This is a genomic window from Rhodoferax sp. SPJ21 (assembly GCF_058216335.1).
Map to the genome: position 1 here is coordinate 385556 of NZ_JBYZMO010000001.1, position 26473 is coordinate 412028.

Sequence of the window (26473 nt, forward strand, 5' to 3'; positions counted from 1 at the left end):
GAACAGGTTCTGATGCCCTTCCCGTTGTTTCTCACATGGCAACATGGCGGCAACCCACCAGCCACCGGCATAGGAAATGCAGGGGTATTGCCGTATTGCCGTATTGCCGCTCAGCAGTTGAAAAGCGGCGCGGCCGAGCCTAATGTTCGACTTATGCTGCATCCATTGACTTTGACTTTTCCCGTTTCAGCTCCGTTAGGACACCACACCTTATGACAACCCACCCTCTGCGCTTCATCCGGCGTGGCCAGACCGTGACACTGAACCACGTGCCCCCCGACCGCACCCTGCTGCAGGTGCTGCGCGAAGACCTGGGCGCCATCGGCACCAAGGAAGGCTGCGGCGAAGGCGACTGCGGCGCCTGTACCGTCGTGCTGGCCGAACCCGAGAACGGAAACCTGCGCTTTCGTGCCATCAACAGCTGCATCCGCCTGGCCCACTCGGTGGACGGTATGGCCTTGTGGACGGTGGAAGACCTGGCACAAGCCAATGGCAACCTGCATCCAGCCCAGGAGGCCTTGGTGCAGTGCCATGGCTCACAGTGCGGCTTTTGCACCCCCGGCTTTGTGATGAGCCTGTTTGGCATGTACCAGAACCATGTATGCCGGGGCCAGGGCATCAGCCGCCAGCTGGCGCAGGAGGAACTGTCAGGCAACCTCTGCCGCTGCACCGGCTACCGGCCGATTCTGGATGCGGCCCAGCACATGGCTAGCCTGCCCCCGGTCCACATTGACGAACCCGCCTTGCTACAAAAATTAGAGCTGCTTGCGCAGACGAAACCTGCGCTGCAGGCCGATTTTGCTTATAAGTCGCCCACCACCCTGGCCGAGCTCACCGCCGCCCGCGCAGCGCATCCGCAGGCCCAAGTCGTGGCCGGCTGCACCGACGTGGGTCTGTGGGTCACCAAGATGCACAAGCATTTCGACAGCGTGCTGGATGTCACCCAGGTGGCTGAGCTGCGGCAGATCCAGCCGCAGGCCGGTGGCATCCGCATCGGCGCGGCGGTTACCCTGCAAGACGCCTTCAGCGCGCTGGTGGCCGACCGGCCGCAGCTGCACAGCTTTGCCAGCCGTTTCGCCGGTCTACCGGTGCGCAACTCGGGCACGCTGGGCGGCAATGTGGCCAATGGCTCGCCAATTGGCGACTCCATGCCGCTGCTGATCGCCCTGGGCGCCAGCGTGGGCCTGGCAAGCCTTCGCGGCACGCGCAGCCTGCCGCTGGAGCACCTGTACACCGGCTACCGCAGCAATGTGATGGCGCCCGACGAGGTTCTGGCCTGGATCGACGTGCCCCGCCCGCAAGGCGAGCTGATGCAGGTCTACAAGATTTCCAAACGCTTCGACGACGACATTTCTGCCGTTTGCCTGGCGCTGCAGTTGACGCTCAAAGATGGTGTCGTGCACACCGCCTCCATCGGCGCGGGCGGCGTGGCCGCCACCCCGGTACGCGCACTGAAAACCCAGGCAGCCCTGGTCGGCCAGCCCTGGAGCCAGGCCACGGTGCAGGCCGCCGCCGCCGTGCTGCGCGCCGAGTTCCAACCCATCTCCGACATGCGCGCCTCGGCCGCCTACCGCAGCGAGGTGCTGGGCAATTTGCTGCAACGCTTCTGGCTGGAAAGCCAAGGCCAGACCCAGATCAATCTGGCCACCCTGGACGTGGAGGCCCTGGTATGAACGCCCCGGAAAAACTTGCTCTAACCCCCTCCGCCGCAGGCCGCAGCGTGGCCCATGAAAGCGCCCGCGCCCAGGTGGCCGGTGCCGCCCATTATGTGGACGACCTGCCCGAGGTGCGCGGCACGCTGCACGCCGCGCCCATCCTGTCTAACGTGGCCCACGGCACATTGCACAAAGTGGATACGGCTGCCGCGCTAGCCATGCCCGGCGTGCAGGGTGTAGTGCTGGCCGCTGATATCCCTGGCGACCCGATCCTGGCCGCGTTCGCCCACGACGAAACCATCTTCGCCATCGACACGGTGCACCACATCGGCCAGGTGATAGGCCTGGTGGTGGCCGACTCTGTCATGCAGGCGCGCGCCGCCGCACGCGCCGTCCAGCTCGATATCAGCCCCCTGCCCGCGCTGCTGGATGTGCGCCAGGCCCACGCCGCGAAAAGCTATGTGCTGCCACCGGTATTTGTGCGCCGGGGCGATGCCGCAGCCGCACTGGCCCAGGCCCCGCACACGCTCAGCGGACAGCTGGAAGTGGGCGGCCAGGAACACTTCTACCTGGAAGGCCAGGTAGCCTATGTGCTGCCGCAAGAACAAAACCAATGGCTGGTGCACTCCAGCACCCAGCACCCGGGCGAGGTGCAGCACTGGGTGGCCCACGCTCTGGGCATTGCCAACCACGCAGTGCGGGTCGAATGCCGTCGCATGGGCGGCGGCTTTGGCGGCAAGGAGACCCAGGCCGGGCATCTGGCCGTGTGGGCCGCCGTGGCCGCACAGAAGCTGGGCCGCCCCATCAAGCTGCGCCTGGACCGGGACGACGACTTCATGGTCACCGGCAAGCGCCACCCGTTTGCCTACGACTACACCGTGGGCTATGACGACCAGGGCCTCATCTGCGGCCTGCAGCTCACCATGCTGGCCAACTGCGGCTTCAGCGCCGACCTCAGCGGCCCGGTGGCCGACCGCGCCGTCTTCCATGTGGACAACGCCTACTTTCTGGCCGATGTGGACATCGCCTCCTACCGGCTGAAAACCCATACCCAGAGCCATACCGCCTTCCGTGGCTTTGGCGGGCCGCAGGGTGTGATCGTCATCGAAACAATCCTCAGCGAGATCGCCCGCCAGCTCCAACTGGACCCGCTGGCCGTGCGCCGCCACAACCTGTATGACGCGGCGCATACGCCCAACCCAACACGCGATACGACCCACTACCAGATGAAGGTGGAGGACAACATCCTGCACCCCATGCTGGAGCAGATAGAGCAAACATCCCACTACCAGCAACGCCGGGCCGCGATTGCCACCTGGAATGCGGGCAGTACGGTGATCAAGCGCGGTATCAGCATCACGCCGGTGAAGTTCGGTATCTCGTTCACCGCCACCCTGTTCAACCAGGCCGGTGCGCTGGTGCACGTATACACCGACGGCAGCGTGCAGGTAAACCACGGCGGCACCGAGATGGGCCAGGGCCTGAACACCAAGGTGGCGCAGATCGTGGCCGACGAGCTGGGCATTGCGTTTGAAAACGTGCTGGCCACCGCCAGCGATACCAGCAAGGTGCCGAATGCATCGGCCACGGCCGCCTCCAGCGGTACCGATCTGAATGGACGTGCGGCCCAGTACGCCGCCCGCAATGTGCGCGACAACCTGGCGCAGTTTGTGGCCGGGCTGGATAACTGCGGCCCGGGCGCGGTGCGCTTCAAGGGCGGTGAAATCAGCACTCCGGTGTGCAGCCGCCCTTTTGCCAGCGTGGTGCAACAGGCCTATGCCAACCGCATCCAACTATGGAGCGACGGCTTCTACCGCACACCCAAGATCCACTACGACAAGACCACGCTGACCGGACGCCCGTTCTACTACTTTGCCTACGGCGCGGCCTGTACCGAGGTGGCCATCGACACGCTGACCGGCGAAAGCAAGGTGCTGAAGGTGGATGTGTTGTACGACGCAGGCACCAGCATCAACCCGGCCATCGACATCGGCCAGGTCGAGGGCGGTTTTGTGCAAGGCATGGGCTGGCTGACCACCGAGCAGCTGGTATGGAACGACAAGGGTTATCTGAGCACCCACGCGCCCAGCACGTACAAGATACCGGCCACTGGCGACATCCCGGCGCACTTTAAAGTGGCGCTATGGGAGCAACCCAACTTCGAAGACAACGTCTTTGGCAGCAAAGCCGTGGGCGAACCGCCGTTCATGCTGGCCATCAGCGTGTTTGAAGCCTTCAAGGACGCGATTGCCACAGCCCGTGGCGACGGCACCGTGGTGCAACTGGCAGCACCGGCCACCGCAGAGAATGTGCTGAAGGCCCTGGCGCATTGAGGCGCAACATTCCACGGCCAGCGTGGAATGCAAAAAGCCCGCTACCTTTCGGATAGCGGGCTTTCACAAATACTGGTGGGACGTGCGGGGGTCGAACCCACGACAAACGGATTAAAAGTCCGCTGCTCTACCAACTGAGCTAACGTCCCAGCTAAAGGTATTTACACCTTGTAGCGAAGCCTCAAATTATAGCGTGGTTTTTACGGTTTTTTCAATAGTCGATGCCAATTGATCCAAAACCCAACCGGCAGCACATTGGCCAAAGGTTGCGGTCACGCTCACCACTGACCCGTAGCCGTGGCAATTCAAGCTGCCGTCACCATCGACGGCACAGGATGCATCTGGCGGCATCACCGCTTCACGACTGAACACACAAGTGACCCCAATCTTCTTTCCCTCGCGTGGAGCCGCGTGCTCTTTGCGCAACCGGTAACGCAGTTGTGCCAACAGCGGGTCATGGGTGGTGAAGGCCAAGTCGTCGATATCGACCTTGTGCGCATGGCGCTTACCACCTGCCGCGCCAACGCTAATGAAGCAGGCGCGCGTCTGGCGTGCCCAAGCAGCCATGCGGGTCTTGGCCTTGACCTGGTCACACGCGTCCACCACCGCATCCACACCCTGGGGCAGCAATTGCAGCCAGGTTTCAGGTTCGACAAAGTCCTCGATGCAATGTACGGTGCAGTCAGGATTGATCTGGGCGATACGGTCGCGCATTGCCAGCACCTTGGCTTGGCCAACGGTGGATTCCAAGGCATGGATTTGCCGGTTGATATTGGATTCAGACACATGGTCCAGATCCACCAGGGTCAGACGCCCTACCCCGCTGCGCGCAAGCGCCTCCACGGTCCAGGAGCCAACGCCGCCAATGCCGACCACCATCACGTGGGCCGAACGAATGCGTGCCGCACCTGGCACGCCATACAAGCGCTCCAGGCCACCAAATCGCCGAGCCAGATCTACAGCATCCATTTACTTGAGCTTGGCTAGCCTGTCCTTGGCCGCCGAAGCAGCTTCAGATTGGGGATACACCTTGACCAGGTCTTCTAGGGTCTTGCGGGCCGAACGCGCGTCTTTCAGCTCCATCTGGCAGTTCGCAATTGACAACGCAGCCTCGGGCGCGCGCGGATGGTCGGGTGCCGCCGCCAGCAAGGCGCGGAAGTTGGCAACAGCCTCCTTATAGTCGCGGTTCGCATACTGGGCATTGCCCAGCCAGAACAGCACCGAGGTACCGTAGCCACTTTGCGGATAGCGCTTGTTGAAGCCCACGAAGGCGGTTTGCGCGGCGGGGAAATCGCCTTTGCGGAATATGGCCAGTGCGGCATCGAAGTCGCGGCTTTCCGCAGGATCGGCGTTGAACTCCTTGCCGTCCACGGTGACCTTAGTCGGTTCGAACTTGCGCAAGCGCTCATCCACCGACTGCGTTTGGTCCTTCATGCGGCGCTGCACATCGGCCACGTCACGTGCCAGCTGTTCATCCTGCCCACGCTGTTTAGCCAGATCAGCGCGTACCGAGTCGATCTGGCTCTGCAAATCCAGCAGGCTGCGGCGCAGCTGCGCATTGTCTTCGTTGGCTCGCTGCAAATCTTCAGCCAACTTCTTATTGGTGGATTCGACCCCAAGGCGGTTCGCTTCCACACGCTGACGCAAATCCAGAATGGCTTTGCGGGCCTCGTCATCGTCAAACACCCCGGCGTGAGTGCTACCTGCAAACAGCATGCAGCAAGCCCATGCCACTACGGCCAGACGCCGCACGGGGGCCGTCGAAAGTCTGGCAGTGCGAGTCATCGGTAGCTAATCTCTGCGCGGCGGTTCTTGGCCATGGCGGCTTCATCACTGCCAATAACCGCAGGCTTTTCCTTGCCGAAGCTCACGGCTTCCAGCTGCGTATCGGCCACGCCCAGCAACCCCAGCGCACGGCGCACGGATTCGGCGCGCTTCTGACCCAGTGCCAGGTTGTATTCGCGGCCGCCGCGCTCGTCGGTATGGCCTTCCACCACAGCGTGGCGGGCTTTGTCGGCCTTCAGATAACGGGCATTGGACTCAATGACGGACTGGTCGTTGGAGGAAACGGCGTAGCTGTCAAAGTCAAAATACACAATGCGGGTGCCGTTGGGGCCGATGGCATCGTTGTTCGATTTGGACAAATCCACAGAGGCAACGCTGCTCGCGCCGGCAGCAGAAGCATTACTCTGAGCGCCCGTATTGCCGGCCTGCGTGACACCGGCACCACTCTTGTCCACGACAGGCACATCGTTCAGCTTGACGCCCGAAGCGCAACCGGCCAGCACAGCCGTCAAAGAAAGAGCCCACACCAAATTTTTCATTTCCATTTCCTCGTTAAATATGAAGTCAATACTGCACTCAGGGCTTCGTGAATGGAGCCCAGTCCGGTTCACGGATATCCCCCGCCTGGCCTGCGAGACGCGCCTTGATTTTTCCGTCCAGGGTGGAGGTCATCAAAGCCTCGCGCCCCTGCTGCTGGGTTGCGTACACGATCAATCGGCTGTTGGGCGCAAAACTGGGGCTTTCATCCGCGCTGGTGTCGGTAATGCTGGTGACGGTGGAACTGCTGAGCTCCATCACCTGCAGCTTGAACGCACCATTGATGCGAGAGATGTACGCCAGCCAACGGCCATCCGGGCTGATGCTGGGCGAAATGTTGTAGCTGCCCGAGAAGGTCACGCGCTCAGCATTGCCCCCGCTGCTGGGCATACGGTAGATCTGCGGCGCACCGCCACGGTCACTAACGAAATAGATGTATTTGCCATCCGCCGAATACCGGGGCTCGGTGTCAATGCCGCTGGATTGGGTCAGCCGCCTAGGCTCGCCACCGTTCGCATCAATCGAATAAATCTGCGAGCCGCCATCCTTGCTAAGCGTCACAGCCAGAGAGCGGCCATCCGGAGACCAGGCCGGCGCACTGTTCGAGCCCTTGAAATTGGCAATCAACCGGCGCTTACCGGTGGCAACGTCATGCACGTAAATCACCGGCTTGCGTGCCTCGAAAGACACATAGGCCAGTTGCAGACCATTCGGCGACCAAGCCGGAGAAATAATAGGTTCAGGGCTGTCCAAGGCCGACTGACTGTTTTCACCGTCGGCGTCGGCAACCCACAATTTGTGACGCGAACCAGACCGCGTCACGTAGGCAATGCGAGTCGAGAAAATACCGCGATCACCGGTGAGCTTTTCATATACCAAGTCGGCAATACGGTGCGCCGCCAAACGCAAGTCTGCCTGTGGAACTGTACGGTTTTCCGCCGCCAAATCCTTACCTCGCACCACGTCCCACAACCTGACACGCACGTCGTAACGACCATCAGCCAAGCGGGTCACACTGCCCGCCACCAGGGAGTCTGCAGCCTTCTGGCGCCATACCGACACATCGGGCGGAGTGGTTTCATCCAGTTTGGCTCCGCTCGCATCCACCGCCCGAAATTGGCCGCTGCGCTCCAGATCCGCCTGCACAATGGCTGCAATCTTTTGCGGAGACTGGTCGTCGCCCTTGAAGCTGGCAATGGCGATAGGTAATTGGGTCAAGCCCACGCCAGATACTTCCACACGGAACTGGGCGAACACAGGCACCATCGCCAAAGACAACGAAACAGCTAGCAAATAACGTCGGCTGATAGATTCAGTTCGGCTTAGATTCATTGTGTTTTTGATTCAAACAATAGAGAGCAAAGTATTTTCCAAACGCCGCTTGGGCCTGCATAGTACACACCGCAAAGCCCATTGCACCGTCTAGAAAACCCCTTCTAAAAAAGTAGCTGCGCACAAATGCAACAAGCCCTGACAAGCCAGCCCGTAACATCGTCGTGGTTTGCCCCTGCTCGTGGCGCTGTCTAGCCCAGGCCTGGCTGTAAGACTCCAGCTTGCGCCAGTAGTGCGAAGGGGTAGGATAGCTGTCATGCAACAAAGGTTCCGTCAAACGCTTCACTGCGACACCTGGGTTGAGCACTACGCGCTCGTGCACCAAATCGTTACTAAACCGGGCTGAACCACGATAAAACAAACGTAGCACCCTGTCAGGCGTCCATCCGCAATGCCGTATCCACTGCCCGCAAAACTGAGTTAAACGAGGCACCTCATAAGCATAAAGTGGCCCATTTCTTATGACAGCCTGAATCTGCTGAGCAAGCACAGAAGAAACGCGCTCGTCCGCATCCAGAGATAGCACCCAGTCACAAGTGGCAAGTGCCAGCACCCTATTTTTTTGCACCCCGAAGCCTGGCCAGTCCGACGCCACCACAACACGCGCACCAGCAGCGCGCGCTAGCTCGACTGTATCGTCGGAACTTCCTCCGTCCAATACTATGCACTCGTCCGCAAAAGCAACGCTGGCGAGACACTCGACAATATTGAATGATTCATTGTGGGCGATGATGATGACAGACAAAGACATAACCTGATTTTATTGGACGGATAATTGCTCGCCCGCCTCTAGCTAGGCAACACTGTCCAAGATAAAAATATACATGCCCCCTACGTTCACGAAACATGCCGGCAACTTAAGCCGATGCGCGGGATTGGCCTGTGCCTTTGGTATACCTTGGTCTAACGCTTTTTTTCGAGTGGGCTTGACTGGCGTACTTATCGCACTCCCTTTCAGTGGCAACTTGCTACAACGCGCCCGGCAATGCCTGCGAGAGCCCATCGCCCAGCTTGCACTCATCTTGTTTTTACTGATTTTCGCAAGTGCTTGTTTGGCCAGACAACCACATGAAATGGCCATGTACGACCTGGGACACTATCGCAAGCTGCTACTCATACCTATATTTGCCATAGTATTCGAAGAATCGAATGACCAACGCAGGTTTTTGGCAGCATATTGCGCCGGAGTGTTTGTCTTAATGGTGCCAACTCTGATGGATGGCAGCGGCCTACTTCAAGCTGCTGGCTGGAACTTTACACAATTTCGCAACCAAGCCTACGAGCCTTATCGCTTGGGTACCCCAAACTTGGTGTACTGGCGCAATCAGATTGTGCATGGGTTCCATGTTTCTGTGCTTTTGGTCGCCTCCGCCAATGCAGCCTTACACTGGCTACGTTGGCGATGGCAACTGGCACTGCTGTGCGTCCTTTGCATAGCTGACATCTCCCTATTCATCTACGGCCGTATGGCATTGTTCAGCTTACTGCTGGCAATGGGGTGCATTCTGTCCTTGCATGTTGCCTCAGCGCGCGAGCGCGCGCTAGGAATGCTGGCACTAGTGACGATGGCCACCTCAGCGTATCTACTGATCCCACAAGTTCCCACCCGCCTCAACACGATCTACAGCGAAAGCTCAACTTTTTTTGAAACAGGAGACGTCCAAACGTCTGCCGGGCAACGCTTACACTACTGGGCTCTTAGCTTGCAAATGTGGAAGGAAGCGCCCTTACTAGGCCATGGCGCGGGTGCGTTTAGACACAAGCTGGAAGAAAGCAACGACCCAGCAGCAAGTCTCGGGCATCGCCACCCTCACAACGAATATCTACTTCAACTCGTGGAATTTGGTCTTGCGGGCCTGCTACTCTTAGTGGGCCTCCTAGTCACGGTCATCCAGACAAGCAGACGCATTTCGGATCCATGGCTATCACGCTCCGTAACTGCTGGCGTGTTGTTACTGTGCCTTAACGCGATTACCGACGCATCGGTACACAACGACTGGGAGGGTTGGACATTTGTCATGCTGGCAGCCATAGCCTGTGCGTCGCGAATGCATTCGAAACAATGAATTTCCTCCCTTCACCCATACGCGCGTTGGGGCTTAGCTCCGTTCAACAGCCAGTTTCCATCCCCGTCGCCGGAAATACCAAGGCATACCTGGAAGAAATTGGCATAAACAAGCTAGGCTGGCGCGCTTTCCGGCGTGAATTGGTGTACAGGTGGAGCCAGCAAGATCAATTTCGAATTGACAAAATTCCACGCCAGAGCAAGCGTGGGCTGTGGATGTACTTTGGCGTGCCACAAATCGGTGATGCCTTGATGGACCTAGCACCAAGAAGCATCTTTCGTGAATTAGGTGTAGAAATAGACTTGCTCGTAGAGCCTCCACTTGCACAACTATTCGAGGGCGATGCATGGTTCTCCAAAGTTTTACCAAACGAACATGCGGCCCTCGAAAACTCATACGACTTTGTGATTGTCCCTAGCTACAAAAACCGTTCATTGGGACCTAAGGCAAAACTACTCCCGCAATCCCGTTGGACATCGTTGCACGAACGTTTTACTGGTCCGGAATTTCATAGGGCACGCTTTGCAACCCAAAGACTGGTTGACCTTTTCGGACTTCAAACCGACGAAACGTCCTTTTCGTTTCATGCAAAACAGAAAATACGCTACGAGACAAATGAACACGCCACCAGCCTGCTAAAACCCTGCACAGTGGCATTGGCACTAGGTGGTGTAGATGCGTATCGTACATACGAGCAGTGGGTTGAAGTGGTCAACTTGCTAGTACAAGATGGCTGGAAAAATTTTCTGCTGCTGGGAAGCCCAAACGGAAGGCCCGCCGCCGAAGCCATTTGTGCATCCGGCCCGAAATCAAGCAACATGTTGAACATGGTCGGGCAAACCAACTTGCGCCAATGCCATTTTTTGCTATCTCAAAGCAAATTCGCCATCGCTGCAGATGGCGGCCTGATGCATTTGGCGGTAGCGGCCAACACCCCTGTAGTTTCCTTGTTTCAAAGTACCGTCCATCCGCAATGGCGACTGCCCTCGGAATGGATAGGGGCAGCGATACAGTCAACAACGTCAAGGGTCAACGATATACCAGCCTATATGGTCCAGCAGAGAGTGCGAGAAAATATCGCATGGGCACCTTGAAACACTCCCGTCTTCGTGCAAGTAGTCCTCGCCGACCGTTTGAACAAACTCTTAATCCACAGTTGCATCAGTGACCCCAAAGACCCCAAAGCCAACATGTCTGCACAAATATCACTATTGCAAAGGCTGAAGCGGATTACCCCCTACTTCAGCGGGCATTCTTCCGCTGTAGTTGCCGCCGTCTTGGCAACGCTTATCGGTGCGGCAACCGAGCCTGCGATACCGGCACTGATGCGACTGCTTTTGGACAAAGGTTTTCAGCAAGGGAATGTACAGTTGTGGATGGTGCCAGTTGCACTGCTGTCATTGTTTGGAATTCGCGGAGCAACCTCTTTCATCGCATCGTATGCCTTGGCCCATGTCACCAACCATGGTATGCGCCAACTTCGGGGCCTACTGTTCGATAAACTCTTGCACGCTCACCAAAGTCTGTTTCGCAACCAATCTGCGAGTGCGCTCACTAACACTGTAGTTTATGAAGTACAAAACGGCGCCGCAACCATAGTTGCGACGTTGCTATCGCTTTCACGCGATGCGTTGACCTTAGTCGCATTGCTAGGTTACCTCCTATATCTCAACTGGAAACTGACGCTCATCGTTTTAGTGATGTTTCCCTCGCTGGCTTGGGTCATGAAAGTCTTGTCTCGAAGACTGGACAAAATCTCCAAGGCCAGCCAGAAGGCAACCGATGAATTGGCCTACGTAGTGGAAGAAAATGTGCTGGCCCAACGCATGGTTCGGCTACATAACGCGCAGGAGGCGCAAGCATCTCGTTTTGAAAAATTCAATGATGAACTGCGTCGCTTGGCAATGAAGTCAGTGGTTGCGGGCTCCGCCATGACGCCACTCACCCAAATGCTTGCAGCCGTGGCGCTCTCGGCGGTGATCTGTATTGCCCTGTGGCAAAACGCCAGTAGCGGGGCGACCGTAGGGGGCTTTGCCGCTTTCGTCACCGCCATGTTGATGCTGATCGCACCCATCAAACATTTATCGGAAGTCGCAGGACCTCTCACACGAGGTGTTTCCGCTATAGAGCGTGGCTTGGACCTGATTGAAAACACATTCAATGAGGTCGGTGGCTCACAAAGCATAGACAAAGTCCAGGGCCGCATACAGCTGAAATCCGTCACGGTTCGCTATCCCGACAGCCAGCATCCCGCTCTCGACAGCATCGATTTGACCATCGAGTCTGGCACAACAGTTGCGCTGGTCGGTCGCTCGGGCTCCGGTAAGACAACGCTTGCCAACCTGCTGCCGAGATTCATTGATTGGACATCCGGCCAGATCACTTTAGATGGTATTCCCTTGGAACAATGGAGATTGGACGCGTTGCGGCGGCAGTTCTCTATCGTGAGCCAAGATGTGGTCATGTTTAACGACACCATTGCGGCCAATGTGGCGTTGGGCGCCGAAATCGACCGCCAACGGGTGCGGGAAGCCTTGGTTGCGGCCAATCTGGATTCGCACATCAATGCATTGCCACAAGGAATCGATACATTAGTCGGTCACAATGCAACGCAGTTATCCGGCGGTCAAAGACAGCGGCTTGCTATCGCAAGGGCAATATACAAAGACGCCCCGATACTCATTCTGGATGAGGCCACATCAGCACTAGATACAGAATCTGAGCAAGCAGTTAAGGGCGCCCTTGCCCGGCTGATGGTAGGCCGCACTACGCTTGTTATTGCACACAGGATGTCCACAATTGAGCATGCGGACCGCATCGTGGTAATGGACCAAGGCAGTATTGTTGAGAGCGGTACCCACCAGGAACTGCTTGCAAATCAGAGCTCTTATGCGCGATTGCACAGTATTACCAGCACCGCCTCTTCAAACAACGAAATCGAGAATCCTCTATGACCCGCGCCTCCATCAGCGGCTTTACCTTTATTCGCAACGGGGTAGAGCTTGGCTTCCCGTTTGAAGCATCCATTCGCTCATTATTGCCCTTGGTGGATGAGTTTGTAGTGGCGGTTGGACGCAGCGACGACGATACCTTGTTACGCGTGCAAGCTATTGACGACCCCAAAATACGCATCATCGAGACAATCTGGAACGAGCGCATGGCCGACCGCGGATTCGTCTATGCGCAGCAAAAGATGATTGCGCAATACGCATGCACCGGCGATTGGGCTTTTTACCTCGAAGGAGATGAGGTGGTGCATGAAAATGAATTGACAGCCATTCGGGCCAGTGTGGACCGCCACCACGCCAACCCTGCAGTCGAGGCCTTAGTATTTGACTACCTGCACTTCTACGGTAGTCCAGACTGGATTTCCATTAGTCCCGGCTGGTATCGCAGAGAATGCCGAATGATCCGCAACACCATCCGATCGTACGCGCCAGACGGCCAATATTGGCTTGTTACGACGGACCATAAGCGGGGACGCAATCCAAAGGCCGCGCTAGCGAACGCACACATCTACCACTACGGCTGGATTCGACGCAACGAAGACATGCAGAAAAAACTGGACCAAGTCAGTAAATATTGGGCCACCACAGCGAACAAAGTCACCTACAGCAAATTCGACGCACGCGCGCTCTCACCCTTCAGGGGGAAACATCCACTTGCGGCACAAGACTGGTTACGCACCGGTGCAGAACAAGAGTTACATATTGATCCAGACTACAAGCCAACCCCCAAAGAAAACAAATACCACCTCATGCGACAAGTAGAAACGCTTACCGGACTAGACTTCAGCCGCAAGCATTTCAAGCTCGTGCTCTGAGTTTCAACCCAAAGCGCTCCGGTACAAAGACTCTTGCTCAAGCGCTTTATTTGTCCAACCATGCAACTGGGCAAATGCACGTGCTGCAGTACCCAGTTGGTGGCGCAGTTCCGGATCACCCAGTAAGCGCATCAAAGCAGCCTTTAGCTCGACCACATCTTCGGGGTCGGAAAGCACCAAGGCTTGGTCACCAGCAGTCAGCAGACTGCTGATGCCGCACCAACGCTCGCCACTGACAACGACCGGCAAACCAAATGACATGGCTTCGAGAACAACCATGGCAAACGTGTCCTCCAGCGTAGGGTGCGCTAGCACATCAACAGCCTGGTACGCCAAGTCAACCTTGTGCAAAGGGCCTAAAAAATGTACTCGCCCACCAATACCCAGCACGGCCGCCTCCGCCTGCCACAGGGGAATCTGCACCTGACTTCCAACCACAGCCAGCCAGACCGGTTGCGACACCAGATCCATCTGCGCTAGAGCCTTTAGCAAGGTAGCTAAACCCTTCTTACGGTAATCATTGCCTACTAGCAAAATACCCAATCCGTCCACAGGCAGACCCAATTGACTGCGGGCTGTCCGCTGCTGAACCTGCCGAGCCTCCTCATTTGAGGGTAACGTCGGCACAACAACCCCCGGCGTGATCACTGTCAACATGTGCGCGCTACGCGGATAAGCCTTCGCAACGATGGCTCCAAGACTGGGCGAAGCAACCACAATCTTGCGCCCTGGCCGCAACCTCAGCCGAGTGGACTCCAACGCAAGGTATGTCAACAAGCGTGGACTGGTCAGCACTTTCAAGCAGCGCAGCCCGTATCTGAGTCCGCTAAGCGGACTGTTGCCATGCCCATGGAAAAGGTTGTACTTAACAGGTAGCACGTGCAAGGTTTGCAGCTGTCCATGCCACGTGTTTTCATGAGAATGAACAACATCAAAATTCCGGCGTGTCAGCCACCAAGTCGCGGTGGCATACCACAGCTGGTTCAACCAACGCGGCTTCTTGAATAGCGTGGGAACGAGGTGGAAAGTCACGCCAGGAATAACGTGCCCCACTGCCTGGGCAAATACATGGATTTCGTGCTGCTGGGCCAAATGCTCCACCAGCGCTATTGAATAGCGCTCCGCACCACCACCGGTAGGCTCAAAAATACGATTGAACACAGCGATGCGCAAACGTGCATCCGCCAAACGCTGGGCTTTGGTGGGGATACTCATGCGCGGCGGCGGTCTTCGTAGGCCGTACCCAGCTTCATCCACAGATTTAGCAGGCTGGTAGAGCGTGCCACCGGGGCGCGCGGCAGCTGCAGCATGTCTTCGCCCGCCAGGCAACGGCTGCGCTGGGTGGTGGTAGCCGTGCAAAAACCAGCCTCATGTACCAGCTCCGTATGCTCGGCCGTGTATTCCCCGTAGGGATAGCAGAAGTGGTTGACCGTGACACCCAGGCCGTCTTCCAGCTCCGATTTGCAGAGCATGACCTCGCTGCGGCTGGTGGCGGCATCTTGCTGGGGCATGCGTACATGGTGGCGGGTATGGGCACCTACGTCCTGCCCGCCCGCAACCCAGGCCCGCAGCTGCGCCATGTCCATCAGCGGCGTCTGGGCGATGCCGATCTCGGCGTCCCAGGCATTGGTCTGGCCCAGGCGCTGGCTGACCACATAGCAGGTGGACGAAAAGCCGTAGCGCTGCAGCACAGGTAAGGCGTAGTGCAGATTGTTCAAATACCCGTCGTCAAAAGTGATGCCCACCACCCGGCCGGTCTTGCTGCCGGCCAGATACGGCTGCAGAGCCTGCATGGACAAGCCCTGGTAACCCAGCAGCTTCAGCAGCGCCATCTGGCGTGCAAAGCTTTGCGGTGACACCACCAGGCTGCGAAACGGCGCGCCCTTGGGCGGCGCCGTGTCGATCTGGTGGTACATCAGGATGGGGATGGGCTGCTGGTTAGCTGTGCGTTGGCTGGGCATGGGTCTACAAAAGGACGATGTCGTACTGTTCCTGCCCCATAGCGGCCTCGCTTTGCAAGGAAATGGGTTTGCCGATGAAGTCGCTCAGGCCGGCCAGGTGCTGGCTTTCTTCATCCAGAAACAACTCTATGACTTTGGGCGAGGCCACCACGCGGAACTCGCGCGGGTTGAACTGGCGCGCCTCGCGCAGAATTTCACGCAGGATGTCGTAGGTCACGCTGCGCGCCGTCTTCACGCTGCCCTTGCCGCTGCACACGGCGCAGGGTTCGCACAACATGTGCGCCAGCGATTCACGGGTGCGTTTGCGTGTCATTTCCACCAAACCCAGCGCCGAAAAGCTACCGGCCGTGGTCTTCACGCGGTCACGCGCCAGCTGCTTGCGAAACTCGGCCAGCACTGCATCACGGTGCTCTTCACGCGCCATGTCGATGAAGTCCACGATCACTATGCCGCCCAGATTACGCAGGCGCAATTGCCTGGCGATCGCCTGCGTGGCTTCCAGATTGGTCTTGAAGATCGTATCGTCGAAATTGCGCGCACCCACAAACGCGCCGGTATTCACGTCCACCGTGGTCAACGCCTCGGTCTGGTCCACGATCAGGTAACCGCCCGACTTCAGCTCCACACGCCGGCCCAGGGCCTTGGCGATTTCCTCGTCGATGGAGAACAGGTCAAAAATCGGCCGCTCGCCCTTGTAGTGCTGCAGCTTCTCCACTGCGGCCGGCATGAATTCCTTGCCAAAAGCCTGCAGCATCTCGAACTGCTCGCGCGAGTCCAGGCGAATCGTCTGGGTCTGCTCACACACCAAATCACGCAGCACGCGCTGCAACAGATTCAGGTCCTGGTGCAGCAAAGACGTGGGGGGCAAGCGTACGGACGCACTTTTGATACGCGCCCAGGTCTTGCGCAAGTAGGCAATGTCGTCGGCTAGCTCTTCATCCGTGGCGTCTTCGCCATTGGTACGCAGAATGAAGCCACCACCGCCACCCGTGGACGCATCACCCACCAGCGCCTGCAGGCGCTTGCGCAAATCTTCGCGCTGGGCCAGAGGGATCTTTTGCGACACACCAACATGGTCGTCCTGCGGCAGAAACACCAGCAGGCGCCCGGCAATGCTGATCTGTGCCGACAGGCGCGCACCCTTGGTACCGATGGGGTCCTTGATGACCTGCACCATCAAGGCCTGGCCTTCAAACACCTGGCGCTCGATAGGCACCACGGACGCCGCCGGCTTGGCCACACCATTGGCATCCAGCTCGGCCGACTTGTGGCCCACGAAACCATTGGCCAGATCGGCCACGTGCAGGAAAGCCGCACGTTCCAGCCCGATATCGATAAAGGTGGACTGCATGCCGGGCAGCACCCGCACCACCTTGCCCAGATAGACATTGCCCACCATGCCGCGCTCCAGCGTGCGCTCCACATGCAACTCTTGCACAGAGCCGTGCTCCACCACCGCGACACGGGTTTCCTGCGGTGACCAATTGATGAGAATGTCTTGTTGCATAGGCAGATTGGTCAAAGTTTGAAACCCAGGGAGCGCAGCAACTCGGCCGTCTCGAACATGGGCAGGCCCATGATGCCTGAATAGCTGCCACGGATATGCGAGATAAACCCTGCCGCCCGCCCCTGCACCGCATAGGCCCCCGCCTTGCCCATGGGCTCACCTGAGGCCACATAGGCCTTGATCTGGGCCGTAGACATGGGGGCAAAATCGACGTGCGATGCGCTCAGGGCCTGCCCCCGCTTGCGGCGCTGCTGCACCGCCACCGCTGTCAGCACACGGTGCCTGGTGCCGGCCAAAGCGGACAACATACGCGCCGCATCCTGGGCATCGACCGGCTTACCCAGAATGTTGCGGCCCAGCGCCACCGTGGTGTCCGAGCACAGGATGGGCGCCACAGGCAGGCCACGGCGCTTCAACCGAGCCACGGCTGCATCAAGCTTTAGGCCTGTCACGCGCTGAACATATGCGGCAGGCGCTTCGTTTTTCATAGCAACCTCAAGTCCCTCGCTGTCCTCGTCCGGATCGGGCAGCAGCAGCTCATGGCGTACCCCCAGTTGGTCCAACAGCTGGCTGCGGCGAGGGCTTTGCGAGGCAAGATAGATGAAATCGGTCATGGCACGATTATCACGGCAGGCCTGCCCCAAAAAGAACAGCCCGCCCATCTCGTTGACGGGCGGGCTGTTCATGGGAGTGCTGTGAATTACTGCTTCACGGCTTCCACTTGGACGATCAGGTGCACGGCGTCAGGGAAGCCGTAGTTGGCGCCCCAGGTCATGCCCCATTGGCTGCGCTGGATGGTGGTGTCGAAGTCGCCACCGCACACTTCACGCTTGAGCATGGGGTTTTGGTAGCAGTTGAAGTTGCTGGCCTTCAGCGTCACAGGGTTGGTCTTGCCCAGCAGCGTCAGGCTGCCCACCACTTCCGACACCTTGTCGCCCGTGAAGACGAACTTGTCGGCGCTGAACTTGATCGTAGGGAATTGCTCCACGTTGAAGAAGTCAGCGCTTTGCAGATGCTTGTTGAATGCAGCCGAGCCGGTAGAGAGCGAAGCAGCGTCGATGGTCAGATCCACCTTGCCGGACTTGCCAGCCACGTCGAGCTGGACAGAGCCTTCTTTCTTGTCGAAACGACCGCGGTTGGTCGAGGTGCCCATGTGGCCGATTTCAAAGGTCACATAAGTGTGGCTTGGGTCAATCGCATAAGTTGCGGACTCAGCCTGGGCTGCCCCGGCAGACAAGGTGGCGATAGCGGCAAGAGCGAGCAAGGTGTGGCGCATGGGTTCTCTTTCAAGAGTGGTTTAGGGAAACAGGAAACAGGGAAAAAGCCGGGTCTAGAGCTTGCCAACACCCGTCAGATTGAATTTGAATTTGACTTGTACGTCGTCGGCCACCATAGAGGTATCGGCCCACTCGCCTTCGCCAATCTTGAAGGTCAGACGCTTGATCGGCAGCACGCCCGATGCCACGGTGTTGGCACCCGTCTGTACCATGGTCACCGGCACCACGACATCACGGGCCTGGCCCTTGATGGTCAGCTTGCCGGCAACGTCGTACTTGCCGCCGCCCAGCGCCTTGACGCCACTGGAGACAAAGCTGGCCTGGGGAAACTTGCCCAGGTTGAACCAGGTCGGCTTGGGCAGCTCGGCATCGGTCTCTGGCACGCCCAAGGTGGCGCTGGCCATGTCCACGGTAAAGCTGATCTTGCTGGCATCCAGCTTGGCCGGGTCGAAGCTGACCTGTCCGTCAAATTTCTTGAAGCGGCCCTCGACTGGCACACCCATCTGCTTGCTGACGAACACGATTTCGCTTCCGGCAGGCAGCAGCTTCTGGTCGGCATAAGCCCCCAGGCTGGAGCCCAAGGCCAGGGCAGCAAGCGACAAATTCAGGAGACGGGACATGGATACCTTTCGAAATGAGAAAAAGCGATGCTCAGACGGATAGATCAAGATAGATCAGGATTTGCCAGGCCACATGCGGGAAATCAGGCCATCACGGTCCACAAACTGGTGCTTCAGCGCGGCGGCTACGTGCACCACCACCAAGGCACACAGCGCCCATGCCGACAAACGGTGCAGAGGCTTCAGGAACTCGGCCAACTCCTTACTGGCGGGTACCAAGTCCGGCAACGGAATCTGCCCGAAGACCACGATCTGGAAACCAGTAGCCGAGCTATAGGCCCAGCCCAGCAGCGGCACCGCAAAAAACAGCGCATACATCAGGCCGTGCGTAGCGTGGTGCGCCCACTGCTGCCATGTGGGCATGCCGCGGACCATGGCTTCGGGCAAGGCCGGGGGGCGGTGCGTGGCGCGCCACAACAGTCGCAGGGCGGACAAGGTCAAAATCGTGATGCCGGCCCACTTGTGCCAGTTGTACAGCTTGAGCCGCGCGGGTGAGAAAGGCAGGCCCACCATATAGGTGCCAACGACAAAAATGCCCGCCAAGGCTAGAGCCAGAATCCAATGCAGGGCAATTGCCACGCCGGTGTAGGTAGAGGCCTGCTTGGCCTTGGCAATGGGTACGGAAGAAACGGGCATCGTGGTGAAACCCGAGCGGTTCAAGCGCCCGGTTCTTAAAATGTAAAGTTCATTTTAGGAACCGTTCGTGGCGAAAAGTTCACTCAATTTGTTGGAATGATTCGAAATTTCTGAATCATGCCACCCTGCAACTACTGCGCAGGCACGACCGACCGAGGCTCGCCAACGTCAGATGTGGGCACACCATCCTCGTCGTCCTCGCCCAGGAAGCCACCGCTCTGGTGCGCCCACAGTCTCGCGTACAGGCCACCTGCCTCCAGCAGACTGCGGTGGTCACCGACTTCCACGATGCGCCCCTTATCCAGCACCACCAGGCGATCCATGGCCGCAATGGTGGACAAGCGGTGGGCAATCGCGACCACGGTCTTGCCCTCCATCAGACGGTACAGGCTGGACTGGATGGCCGCCTCAACCTCGGAATCCAGGGCACTGGTTGCCTCATCAAGCAGCAGAATCGGCGCATCCTTCAGCATCACCCGTGCGATCGCAATCCGCTGGCGCTGGCCACCGGACAGCTTCACGCCGCGCTCGCCCACATGGGCATCAAAGCCCTTGCGGCCGCTCGGGTCGCTCAAGGTGTGGATGAAATCAAAAGCCTCGGCACGGCGCGCCGCCGCCTCCATGGGCTCATCGGTCGCGTCCGGGCGTCCGTACAGAATGTTGTCGCGCACCGAGCGGTGCAGCAGCGATGTGTCCTGCGTCACCATGCCGATCTGCGCGCGCAGGCTTTCCTGGGTCACCTGCGATATGTCCTGGCCATCCACCAGAATACGGCCGTGCTCCAGGTCGTAGAAACGCAACAACAAGTTGACGATGGTGGACTTGCCCGCACCAGAGCGGCCCACCAGGCCGATCTTCTCGCCGGGGCGGATGTGCAGCGACATATGGTCTATCACCTTGCGTGCGCCGGGGCTCTTGTCTCCGTAGGCAAAGTCCACGTTTTCAAACCGCACCTCGCCCTTGGTAACACGCAGCGGCTGGGCCTGGGGAGCGTCCTGCACGGCCTGCACGCGCGACAAGGTATTCAAGCCGTCCTGCACCGTACCCACATGCTCAAACAAGGACGCCATCTCCCACATTACCCAGTGCGAAATGCCGTTCAGGCGCAGCGACATGGCCGTGGCCGCGGCCACTGCACCCACGCCGACCTGGCCCTGCGTCCAAAGCCACAGCGCCACCCCGGCGGTTGCCAGAATCAGCAGCATGCCCAGCACGTGGTTCACAACCTCAAAGCCGCTGACCAAACGCATCTGGCGGTGCACAGTCTGCAGAAAATCCTGCATCGCCGAACGCGCATAGCCAGCCTCACGCCCCGCATGAGAGAACAGCTTGACGGTAGCGATATTGGTGTAGGCGTCGGTAATGCGACCAGTCATCAGCGAACGCGCATCGGCCTGCTTTTTGGCCACACCCGACAGGCGCGGCACAAAGTAACGAATCGCCACCGCGTACAACACCACCCAGCCCAAGAATGGAAGCAGAAGCCAGGCGTCAAAGCTCCCCACCACCGCCACCATGGTGACGAAGTAGATGGTCACGAACACCAGAATATCGCCCAGGATCATGCACACATCGCGCACCGCCAACGCGGTCTGCATCACCTTGGTGGCCACGCGCCCTGCAAACTCGTCCTGGTAAAAGCCCATGCTCTGGCCCAGCATCAGGCGGTGGAACTTCCAGCGCAGCATCATTGGGAAGTTGGCCGCCAGGGTCTGATGCTTGAACAGCGTCTGCAATGCAATCAATAGCGGACTCCCCAACAGCAGCCCGCACAGCAGCAGGAGATGCGTACGCTCCTGGGTCCACAGCAAGGCCGGCGGCACCGAGCCCAGCCAGTCCACCACGCGCCCCATCATGGCGAACAGCAGGGCCTCGAACACCCCCACACAGGCCGTGAGCAAGGTCATGGCCAGGATGTATTTGCGTGCACCCTTGCTGCACACCCAGACAAAATGAAAAAAGCCGCTCGGTGGCGGCTGGGGGGTGTCATCCGGGTAGGGGTGCACCAGGCTTTCAAACCATTTCAGCATCGTATTTATTCGCGGTGATAGGGGTGGTTTGCGTTGACTGACCAGGCCCGGTAGAGCTGTTCTACCAGCAGCACCCGCGCAAATGCATGGGGCAGGGTCAAATCCGACAGCCGGATGCGCTCATGCGCCGCCTGGCGAAACGCCGGGTCCAGCCCGTCTGGGCCGCCAATCACCAGCGCCACGTCATCACTTTCCAGCTGCCAAGTCTTGAGCTTACCCGCCAATGCCAAAGTCGTCAGTGTGGTGCCACGTTCATCCAGGGCAACAATGCGGGCATTGCGCCCGATGCTGGACATGATGGCTGCTTCTATGCGCTCACGCTCGGCCGCATAAATCGTCTCCAGGGTCTTGGAGCCCCGGGGCTCGGTCTTGACCGCCTTGAGCTCCAGCTTGAGCTCAGGCGGGAAGCGTTTGGCGTAGTCGTCGTAGGCGGTTTGTGCCCAGTCGGGCATGCGCTGGCCTACGGCCACAATCACCAGCTTCATTTACTTGCGGCCAGGAGCCCGTTTGGCCGGGGCCTTGGGGGTCTTGGGCGCAGCGCGCTTGGCGGCAGCGGCCTTCTTCACGGTTTCGATCGGCGCCTTGATGACGATGGTCTTAACTGCCGTTTTCACGGCCGTCTTGGCCGGCGTCTTCGCCGACGTTTTGGCCGCTGTCTTGGCTGCAGTTTTAGCCGGTGCCTTGGCGGCTACGGCCTTTTTCGCTGGCACGGCCTTTGCGGCTGCAGGTGCTGCCACCGTTTTCTTTGCTGCTTTTTTAGGAGCATCCAGCACTGGACGCTCGGGCGCCAGCAGGCTTTCGGCATGTTCGCGTGCGGCGATCTTGCTGGCGCGTTTGGCAGCTGCGGGGGACAGCTTTTTGGCTGGCGTCTTCTTGGCTGGGGCTTTGACCGGGGCCTTAACTTCTTCGGCCTTGGGCAGCGGCTTGGCCGAGCCCAGCTTCAGGCGCACCGGCTTTTCGCCCCACAGCTCTTCCAGGTGGTAGTACTGGCGGATCGCGGGTTGCATGATGTGCACCACGGCGCGGCCGCAATCGACAATGATCCATTCGCCATTGGCCTCGCCTTCGGTGCGCGGCTTGGCAAAGCCTGCATCGCGCACGGCATCGCGCACGCTGGAGGCCAGGGCCTTGGTCTGGCGGTTCGAGGTACCTGAGGCGATGATCACGCGCTCAAACAGCGCGGACAAACCTTCGGTGTCAAACACCACAATGTCTACCGCTTTGACATCCTCCAGACCATCGACGATGGCGCGTTGGAGTTTTTGGGTGTCTTTTTTGGCGACAGTTTCCGATTGGGCAGAGGTGGTCATCGATTTGCTTGGTAGAGATGGTGTTGGTCAATATAGCGCGCCACGCCTTCGGGGACCAGATGGGCTATCCCCTGAGATGTTGCTACGCGGTGTCGAATGTCGGTGGCACTCAGCGCCATGGGCGGCAGGTGCAGTGCCTGAAAGCGCCCGTGCGGCAGACTTTCGGTGACAAGCTCAGGTACAGATTCAGGCGTAAATGGACTGCTTGCGCTTGTGCTGTCTGCGCGCAAAGCTACCGAAATTATAGCAGCCTGGACAATATCCCGCCAACCATGCCAACTGGGCAGGCGCGCAGCCTGGTCTTCGCCCATAAGCAGGAACAGCTCTGTCTGGGGTTGCTCGGCACGCAATTCGTTCAGAGTGTCTATGGTGTAGGTGGGCCCTTCACGCTGAATTTCACGCGGGTCCACCACCACCTTGGGGATGTCGCCAAAGGCCAATTGGGCCATGGCCAGCCGGTGCACGGCCGGACTCAGCGTGCGCGACTTGTGCCAGGCGTGGCCGGTGGGAAACACATACAAGGCATCCAGCTGCAACTGCTGCAACGCCGCACGCGCCAGCGCCAGATGCATATTGTGCGGCGGATCGAACGCACCGCCAAACACACCTATCCTTCGCAAAGCAGCGCTCACACCCAGTCTCGCGGTGGCAGAAACTGGCGGGCCAAGGCGTCTTCGGCAGAGCCCTCTTCCGGCTGGTGCTGGTAGGACCAGCTGGCCAGCGGCGGCATGGACAACAGAATGGACTCGGTGCGCCCGCCCGACTGCAGGCCGAAATGCGTGCCGCGGTCCCACACCAGGTTGAACTCAACGTAGCGGCCGCGCCGGTACAGCTGAAAGGCCCGCTCGCGCTCGCCATAGGGCGTGTCCTTGCGGCGCTGCAAGATGGGCACATAGGCATCCAGAAACGCCGAACCCACCGCCTGCGTCATCGCCATACTCTGGTCTTGCCCCAGCTCGGAAAAATCGTCAAAAAACACGCCGCCGATGCCGCGTGCCTCTTGCCGGTGCTTGAGGTAAAAATACTCGTCGCACCACTTTTTAAAGCGCGGATATTTGTCCTCACCAAAGGGCGCCAGAGCCGCCTGGCAGCTGCGGTGGAAGTGCACTGCGTCTTCTTCAAAACCGTAGATAGGCGTCAGGTCCATACCGCCACCAAACCAGCACACCGGGGCCGCATCGGCGGGCGAGGCCACGATCATGCGCACATTCATGTGCACGGTGGGTGCATAGGGGTTGCGCGGGTGGAACACCAGGGACACGCCCATGGCCTCGAAAGGCGCGCCGGCCAGTTGCGGCCGGTGCTGCGTGGCGGAGGGCGGCAACTTGGGGCCACGCACATGCGAGAAGCCACAACCTGCGCGCTCCAGCACGGCGCCGTTTTCCAGGATCTGGGTGATGCCCCGGCCCTGCAACGTTTCGCCAGCCGGCTTCTCCCACGCATCGGACAGAAAGCTGCCGCCGTCCAGCTCGGCCATGCGGCGGGTGATGCTGGACTGCAAGCCCAGCAGATAGTCGCGCATGGCGACGGCCAGGTCCGGGCCGGAGCTCAAGTGCGTGCGGCGCGGTGGCCGATGTCCCGGCGGTATTGCATGCCGTCAAAGTGGATGCCACGCGTGGCTTCATACGCCTGCTGCTGCGCCAGCTTGACGTTGTCGGCCAGCACAGTCACACACAACACGCGGCCGCCCGAGGTGGACACCACATCGCCCTGCTTGGTGGTGCCCGCGTGGAACACCACGGTGTCGTCGCTGTTCTTGGGCAGGCCAGTGATGGCGTCGCCCTTGCGTGGATTCAGCGGGTAGCCATGTGCGGCCAGCACCACGCCCAGCGCAATGCGGCGGTCCCAGTCCAGGCTGATCTGGTCCAGCTTGCCGTGCGGGCCGGGTTCGGTCGCGGCCCACAGCACTTCGAACAAATCGGACTTCAGGCGCATCATCAGCGGCTGGGTTTCAGGGTCGCCCAGGCGGCAATTGAACTCCAGCGTCTTTGGTTTGCCCTTGGCATCGATCATCAGGCCAGCGTACAAAAAGCCGGTGAAGGTGATGCCATCTTTTTCCATGCCCTTGATGGTGGGCAAGATGATTTCGCGCATGGCACGGGCGTGCACATCGGCGGTTACCACTGGCGCGGGCGAATACGCGCCCATGCCGCCGGTGTTCGGGCCTTCATCGCCGTCCAGCAGGCGCTTGTGGTCCTGACTGGTGGCCAGTGGCAGCACATTCTTGCCATCGCACATGACGATGAAGCTAGCCTCTTCGCCGACCAGGAACTCTTCGATCACCACCCGCGCGCCACCCTCGTTGTGGCTCACGCCCAGGGTGTTGTCCACCAGCATGAAGTCCACCGCCTCATGGGCCTCAGCCAGTGTTTGCGCCACGACCACGCCCTTGCCGGCGGCCAGGCCATCGGCCTTGACCACGATGGGCGCGCCCATCTTGTCTACATAGGCGTGGGCTGCCACGGGGTCGGAGAAGGTTTCGAACTCGGCCGTGGGGATCGCATGGCGCTGCATGAAAGCCTTGGAGAAGGCCTTGGAGCTTTCCAGCTGCGCTGCGGCCTTGGTCGGGCCAAAGATGCGCATGCCGTGGGCGCGGAACTCGTCCACCACACCCGCCGCCAGCGGGCCTTCAGGGCCGACCACGGTCAGGGCCACGCCCTCGGTCTGCGCCCACTTGCGCAAGGCCTGCACGTCGTTAATGGGCACGTTGATCAGTTGGCTGTCCAGCGCAGTACCGCCATTGCCCGGCGCCACAAACACCTGCGACACGCGTTCGCAGCCATTGAGCTTCCAGGCCAGCGCATGTTCACGGCCACCGCCGCCAATTACGAGAACTTTCATAGGGCAGCGTTGTGAAAGACTTCTTGGACATCGTCCAGGTCTTCGAGCACATCCAGTAGTTTTTGCATTTTTTCGGCGTCTTCGCCATCCAGTTCTATGGTGTTTTCGGCCCGCATGGTGACTTCGGCCACATCGGGTTTGAGCCCGGCCGCGTCCAGAGCCAACTTGACTTTTTCAAAATCAGGGAATGCGGTCAGCACTTCGATGGCGCCGTCTTCGTCGGTGATCACGTCTTCGGCGCCGGCTTCCAGCGCGACTTCCATCACCTTGTCTTCGTCCGTGCCTGGGGCAAACACAAATTGCCCGCAATGCTTGAACTGGAACGACACCGAGCCTTCGGTGCCCATGTTACCGCCATGCTTGCTGAATGCGTGGCGCACTTCGGCCACGGTACGCACACGGTTGTCGGTCATGGTGTCTACGATGATGGCGGCGCCGCCGATGCCGTAGCCTTCGTAGCGGATTTCCTCGTAGCTCACGCCTTCCAGCGTGCCAGTGGCTTTTTCGATGTTGCGCTTGACGGTGTCCGCAGCCAGGTTGGCGGCCTTGGCTTTTTCCACCGCCAGACGCAGGCGCGGGTTGATGCTCAGGTCGCCACCGCCCAAACGGGCTGCCACCATGATTTCACGGATCACGCGCGTCCAGATCTTGCCGCGTTTCTCATCCTGGCGACCTTTGCGGTGCTGAATATTCGCCCATTTACTGTGACCAGCCACGTAAAGTCCTTCTAGTTTGATTTAATCTACTGGCGCGATTTTAC

At 59.3% G+C, this 26473-nt stretch carries 25 protein-coding genes and 1 tRNA gene; 6 read left to right on the forward strand and 20 right to left on the reverse strand.

The genetic code is table 11. The features are described 5' to 3' along the window. The first annotated feature begins 212 nt into the window (after nt 1-212). Both xdhA and xdhB read left to right on the forward strand, forming a co-directional pair. A complete protein-coding gene (gene xdhA / locus AC4BBN_RS01670; RefSeq protein ID WP_490590216.1) occupies nt 213-1673 on the forward strand; it encodes a xanthine dehydrogenase small subunit in 1461 nt (486 codons plus the stop codon). After that, entirely contained in the window at nt 1670-3988 is a 2319-nt protein-coding gene (gene xdhB / locus AC4BBN_RS01675; RefSeq protein WP_490590217.1) for a xanthine dehydrogenase molybdopterin binding subunit, read from the forward strand. The genes xdhA and xdhB overlap by 4 nt, the downstream gene beginning before the upstream one ends. Nucleotides 3989-4061: 73 nt before the next feature. Here xdhB and AC4BBN_RS01680 read toward each other — a convergent pair. The 6 genes from AC4BBN_RS01680 to AC4BBN_RS01705 form a co-directional block, all read right to left on the reverse strand. Then, nucleotides 4062-4137: transfer RNA gene (locus AC4BBN_RS01680), tRNA-Lys, on the reverse strand. Between the two features lie 37 nt (nt 4138-4174). Continuing rightward, complete coding sequence (locus AC4BBN_RS01685; RefSeq protein WP_490590218.1) at nt 4175-4957, reverse strand: tRNA threonylcarbamoyladenosine dehydratase; 783 nt, start codon at nt 4955-4957, stop codon at nt 4175-4177. After that, nucleotides 4958-5704, reverse strand: a complete 747-nt coding sequence (ybgF, locus tag AC4BBN_RS01690; protein ID WP_490590219.1) for a tol-pal system protein YbgF — start codon at nt 5702-5704, stop codon at nt 4958-4960. A 65-nt stretch (nt 5705-5769) separates the two neighbouring features. Next, entirely contained in the window at nt 5770-6312 is a 543-nt protein-coding gene (gene pal, locus AC4BBN_RS01695) for a peptidoglycan-associated lipoprotein Pal (protein ID WP_490590220.1), read from the reverse strand. Nucleotides 6313-6349: 37 nt separating this feature from the next. Further along, nucleotides 6350-7576: a Tol-Pal system beta propeller repeat protein TolB gene (tolB, locus tag AC4BBN_RS01700; protein ID WP_490591368.1), complete on the reverse strand. Its 1227-nt coding sequence runs from the start codon at nt 7574-7576 to the stop codon at nt 6350-6352. Between the two features lie 46 nt (nt 7577-7622). Then, the gene (locus tag AC4BBN_RS01705; protein WP_490590221.1) at nt 7623-8393 is read right to left on the reverse strand and encodes a glycosyltransferase family 2 protein; all 771 of its coding nucleotides are present in this window, start codon (nt 8391-8393) and stop codon (nt 7623-7625) included. 328 nt (nt 8394-8721) lie between these two features. Here AC4BBN_RS01705 and AC4BBN_RS01710 point away from each other — a divergent pair, with 328 nt between their 5' ends. The 4 genes from AC4BBN_RS01710 to AC4BBN_RS01725 all read left to right on the forward strand — a co-directional run bounded on the left by AC4BBN_RS01710 (nt 8722) and on the right by AC4BBN_RS01725 (nt 13531). Beyond that, a complete protein-coding gene (locus tag AC4BBN_RS01710; RefSeq protein WP_490590222.1) occupies nt 8722-9708 on the forward strand; it encodes an O-antigen ligase family protein in 987 nt (328 codons plus the stop codon). Then, nucleotides 9705-10802, forward strand: coding sequence for a glycosyltransferase family 9 protein (locus tag AC4BBN_RS01715; RefSeq protein WP_490590223.1), 1098 nt, complete (start codon nt 9705-9707; stop codon nt 10800-10802). The genes AC4BBN_RS01710 and AC4BBN_RS01715 overlap by 4 nt, the downstream gene beginning before the upstream one ends. Nucleotides 10803-10898: 96 nt before the next feature. Beyond that, a complete protein-coding gene (msbA, locus tag AC4BBN_RS01720) occupies nt 10899-12662 on the forward strand; it encodes a lipid A export permease/ATP-binding protein MsbA (RefSeq protein WP_490590224.1) in 1764 nt (587 codons plus the stop codon). Continuing rightward, nucleotides 12659-13531 (forward strand): glycosyltransferase family protein, encoded by an 873-nt coding sequence (locus AC4BBN_RS01725; RefSeq protein ID WP_490590225.1) that lies wholly within the window; start codon nt 12659-12661, stop codon nt 13529-13531. Before msbA ends, AC4BBN_RS01725 begins: the two co-directional genes overlap by 4 nt. A gap of 3 nt (nt 13532-13534) precedes the next feature. Here AC4BBN_RS01725 and AC4BBN_RS01730 read toward each other — a convergent pair whose 3' ends face one another. From AC4BBN_RS01730 to AC4BBN_RS01795, 14 genes are all read right to left on the reverse strand, one after another. After that, entirely contained in the window at nt 13535-14746 is a 1212-nt protein-coding gene (locus AC4BBN_RS01730; protein WP_490590226.1) for a glycosyltransferase family 4 protein, read from the reverse strand. Continuing rightward, entirely contained in the window at nt 14743-15492 is a 750-nt protein-coding gene (locus AC4BBN_RS01735) for a polysaccharide deacetylase family protein (protein ID WP_490590227.1), read from the reverse strand. The genes AC4BBN_RS01730 and AC4BBN_RS01735 overlap by 4 nt, the downstream gene beginning before the upstream one ends. Before the next feature lie 4 nt (nt 15493-15496). After that, on the reverse strand, nt 15497-16999 hold the full coding sequence (rng, locus tag AC4BBN_RS01740; protein ID WP_490590228.1) for a ribonuclease G: 1503 nt from the start codon (nt 16997-16999) through the stop codon (nt 15497-15499). Between the two features lie 11 nt (nt 17000-17010). Then, nucleotides 17011-17613 carry a Maf family protein gene (locus tag AC4BBN_RS01745; protein ID WP_490591369.1) on the reverse strand — a complete coding sequence of 201 codons (603 nt, stop codon included), beginning with the start codon at nt 17611-17613 and terminating at the stop codon, nt 17011-17013. Nucleotides 17614-17699: 86 nt separating this feature from the next. Continuing rightward, nucleotides 17700-18275: a YceI family protein gene (locus AC4BBN_RS01750; RefSeq protein ID WP_490590229.1), complete on the reverse strand. Its 576-nt coding sequence runs from the start codon at nt 18273-18275 to the stop codon at nt 17700-17702. A gap of 54 nt (nt 18276-18329) precedes the next feature. Next, on the reverse strand, nt 18330-18896 hold the full coding sequence (locus AC4BBN_RS01755) for a YceI family protein (RefSeq protein ID WP_490590230.1): 567 nt from the start codon (nt 18894-18896) through the stop codon (nt 18330-18332). Between the two features lie 54 nt (nt 18897-18950). Beyond that, nucleotides 18951-19532 carry a cytochrome b gene (locus tag AC4BBN_RS01760; protein WP_490590231.1) on the reverse strand — a complete coding sequence of 194 codons (582 nt, stop codon included), beginning with the start codon at nt 19530-19532 and terminating at the stop codon, nt 18951-18953. A 131-nt stretch (nt 19533-19663) separates the two neighbouring features. After that, on the reverse strand, nt 19664-21562 hold the full coding sequence (locus tag AC4BBN_RS01765) for an ABC transporter ATP-binding protein (protein ID WP_490590232.1): 1899 nt from the start codon (nt 21560-21562) through the stop codon (nt 19664-19666). 5 nt (nt 21563-21567) lie between these two features. Next, on the reverse strand, nt 21568-22047 hold the full coding sequence (gene rlmH / locus AC4BBN_RS01770) for a 23S rRNA (pseudouridine(1915)-N(3))-methyltransferase RlmH (RefSeq protein WP_490590233.1): 480 nt from the start codon (nt 22045-22047) through the stop codon (nt 21568-21570). Further along, on the reverse strand, nt 22048-22872 hold the full coding sequence (gene rsfS, locus AC4BBN_RS01775) for a ribosome silencing factor (protein WP_490590234.1): 825 nt from the start codon (nt 22870-22872) through the stop codon (nt 22048-22050). Continuing rightward, nucleotides 22869-23510, reverse strand: a complete 642-nt coding sequence (gene nadD / locus AC4BBN_RS01780; RefSeq protein ID WP_490591370.1) for a nicotinate (nicotinamide) nucleotide adenylyltransferase — start codon at nt 23508-23510, stop codon at nt 22869-22871. Before nadD ends, rsfS begins: the two co-directional genes overlap by 4 nt. Continuing rightward, a complete protein-coding gene (hemF, locus tag AC4BBN_RS01785) occupies nt 23501-24394 on the reverse strand; it encodes an oxygen-dependent coproporphyrinogen oxidase (protein WP_490591371.1) in 894 nt (297 codons plus the stop codon). Before hemF ends, nadD begins: the two co-directional genes overlap by 10 nt. Nucleotides 24395-24420: 26 nt before the next feature. Then, a complete protein-coding gene (gene purD, locus AC4BBN_RS01790; protein WP_490590235.1) occupies nt 24421-25713 on the reverse strand; it encodes a phosphoribosylamine--glycine ligase in 1293 nt (430 codons plus the stop codon). Beyond that, entirely contained in the window at nt 25710-26429 is a 720-nt protein-coding gene (locus AC4BBN_RS01795; RefSeq protein ID WP_490590236.1) for a YebC/PmpR family DNA-binding transcriptional regulator, read from the reverse strand. The genes purD and AC4BBN_RS01795 overlap by 4 nt, the downstream gene beginning before the upstream one ends. Nucleotides 26430-26473: the final 44 nt, after the last annotated feature.

Coding starts and splice junctions, on each gene's coding strand:
- rlmH (WP_490590233.1), bottom strand. CDS start 22,047: ATGAAGCTGGTGATTGTGGCCGTAGGCCAGCGCATGCCCGACTGGGCA.
- AC4BBN_RS01710 (WP_490590222.1), top strand. CDS start 8,722: ATGTACGACCTGGGACACTATCGCAAGCTGCTACTCATACCTATATTT.
- AC4BBN_RS01755 (WP_490590230.1), bottom strand. CDS start 18,896: ATGTCCCGTCTCCTGAATTTGTCGCTTGCTGCCCTGGCCTTGGGCTCC.
- rsfS (WP_490590234.1), bottom strand. CDS start 22,872: ATGACCACCTCTGCCCAATCGGAAACTGTCGCCAAAAAAGACACCCAA.
- AC4BBN_RS01735 (WP_490590227.1), bottom strand. CDS start 15,492: ATGCCCAGCCAACGCACAGCTAACCAGCAGCCCATCCCCATCCTGATG.
- AC4BBN_RS01745 (WP_490591369.1), bottom strand. CDS start 17,613: ATGACCGATTTCATCTATCTTGCCTCGCAAAGCCCTCGCCGCAGCCAG.
- xdhA (WP_490590216.1), top strand. CDS start 213: ATGACAACCCACCCTCTGCGCTTCATCCGGCGTGGCCAGACCGTGACA.
- AC4BBN_RS01705 (WP_490590221.1), bottom strand. CDS start 8,393: ATGTCTTTGTCTGTCATCATCATCGCCCACAATGAATCATTCAATATT.
- tolB (WP_490591368.1), bottom strand. CDS start 7,576: ATGGTGCCTGTGTTCGCCCAGTTCCGTGTGGAAGTATCTGGCGTGGGC.
- AC4BBN_RS01750 (WP_490590229.1), bottom strand. CDS start 18,275: ATGCGCCACACCTTGCTCGCTCTTGCCGCTATCGCCACCTTGTCTGCC.
- AC4BBN_RS01760 (WP_490590231.1), bottom strand. CDS start 19,532: ATGCCCGTTTCTTCCGTACCCATTGCCAAGGCCAAGCAGGCCTCTACC.
- AC4BBN_RS01715 (WP_490590223.1), top strand. CDS start 9,705: ATGAATTTCCTCCCTTCACCCATACGCGCGTTGGGGCTTAGCTCCGTT.
- AC4BBN_RS01765 (WP_490590232.1), bottom strand. CDS start 21,562: ATGCTGAAATGGTTTGAAAGCCTGGTGCACCCCTACCCGGATGACACC.
- AC4BBN_RS01685 (WP_490590218.1), bottom strand. CDS start 4,957: ATGGATGCTGTAGATCTGGCTCGGCGATTTGGTGGCCTGGAGCGCTTG.
- AC4BBN_RS01730 (WP_490590226.1), bottom strand. CDS start 14,746: ATGAGTATCCCCACCAAAGCCCAGCGTTTGGCGGATGCACGTTTGCGC.
- purD (WP_490590235.1), bottom strand. CDS start 25,713: ATGAAAGTTCTCGTAATTGGCGGCGGTGGCCGTGAACATGCGCTGGCC.
- ybgF (WP_490590219.1), bottom strand. CDS start 5,704: ATGCTGTTTGCAGGTAGCACTCACGCCGGGGTGTTTGACGATGACGAG.
- pal (WP_490590220.1), bottom strand. CDS start 6,312: ATGAAAAATTTGGTGTGGGCTCTTTCTTTGACGGCTGTGCTGGCCGGT.
- msbA (WP_490590224.1), top strand. CDS start 10,899: ATGTCTGCACAAATATCACTATTGCAAAGGCTGAAGCGGATTACCCCC.
- xdhB (WP_490590217.1), top strand. CDS start 1,670: ATGAACGCCCCGGAAAAACTTGCTCTAACCCCCTCCGCCGCAGGCCGC.
- rng (WP_490590228.1), bottom strand. CDS start 16,999: ATGCAACAAGACATTCTCATCAATTGGTCACCGCAGGAAACCCGTGTC.
- AC4BBN_RS01725 (WP_490590225.1), top strand. CDS start 12,659: ATGACCCGCGCCTCCATCAGCGGCTTTACCTTTATTCGCAACGGGGTA.
- hemF (WP_490591371.1), bottom strand. CDS start 24,394: ATGCGCGACTATCTGCTGGGCTTGCAGTCCAGCATCACCCGCCGCATG.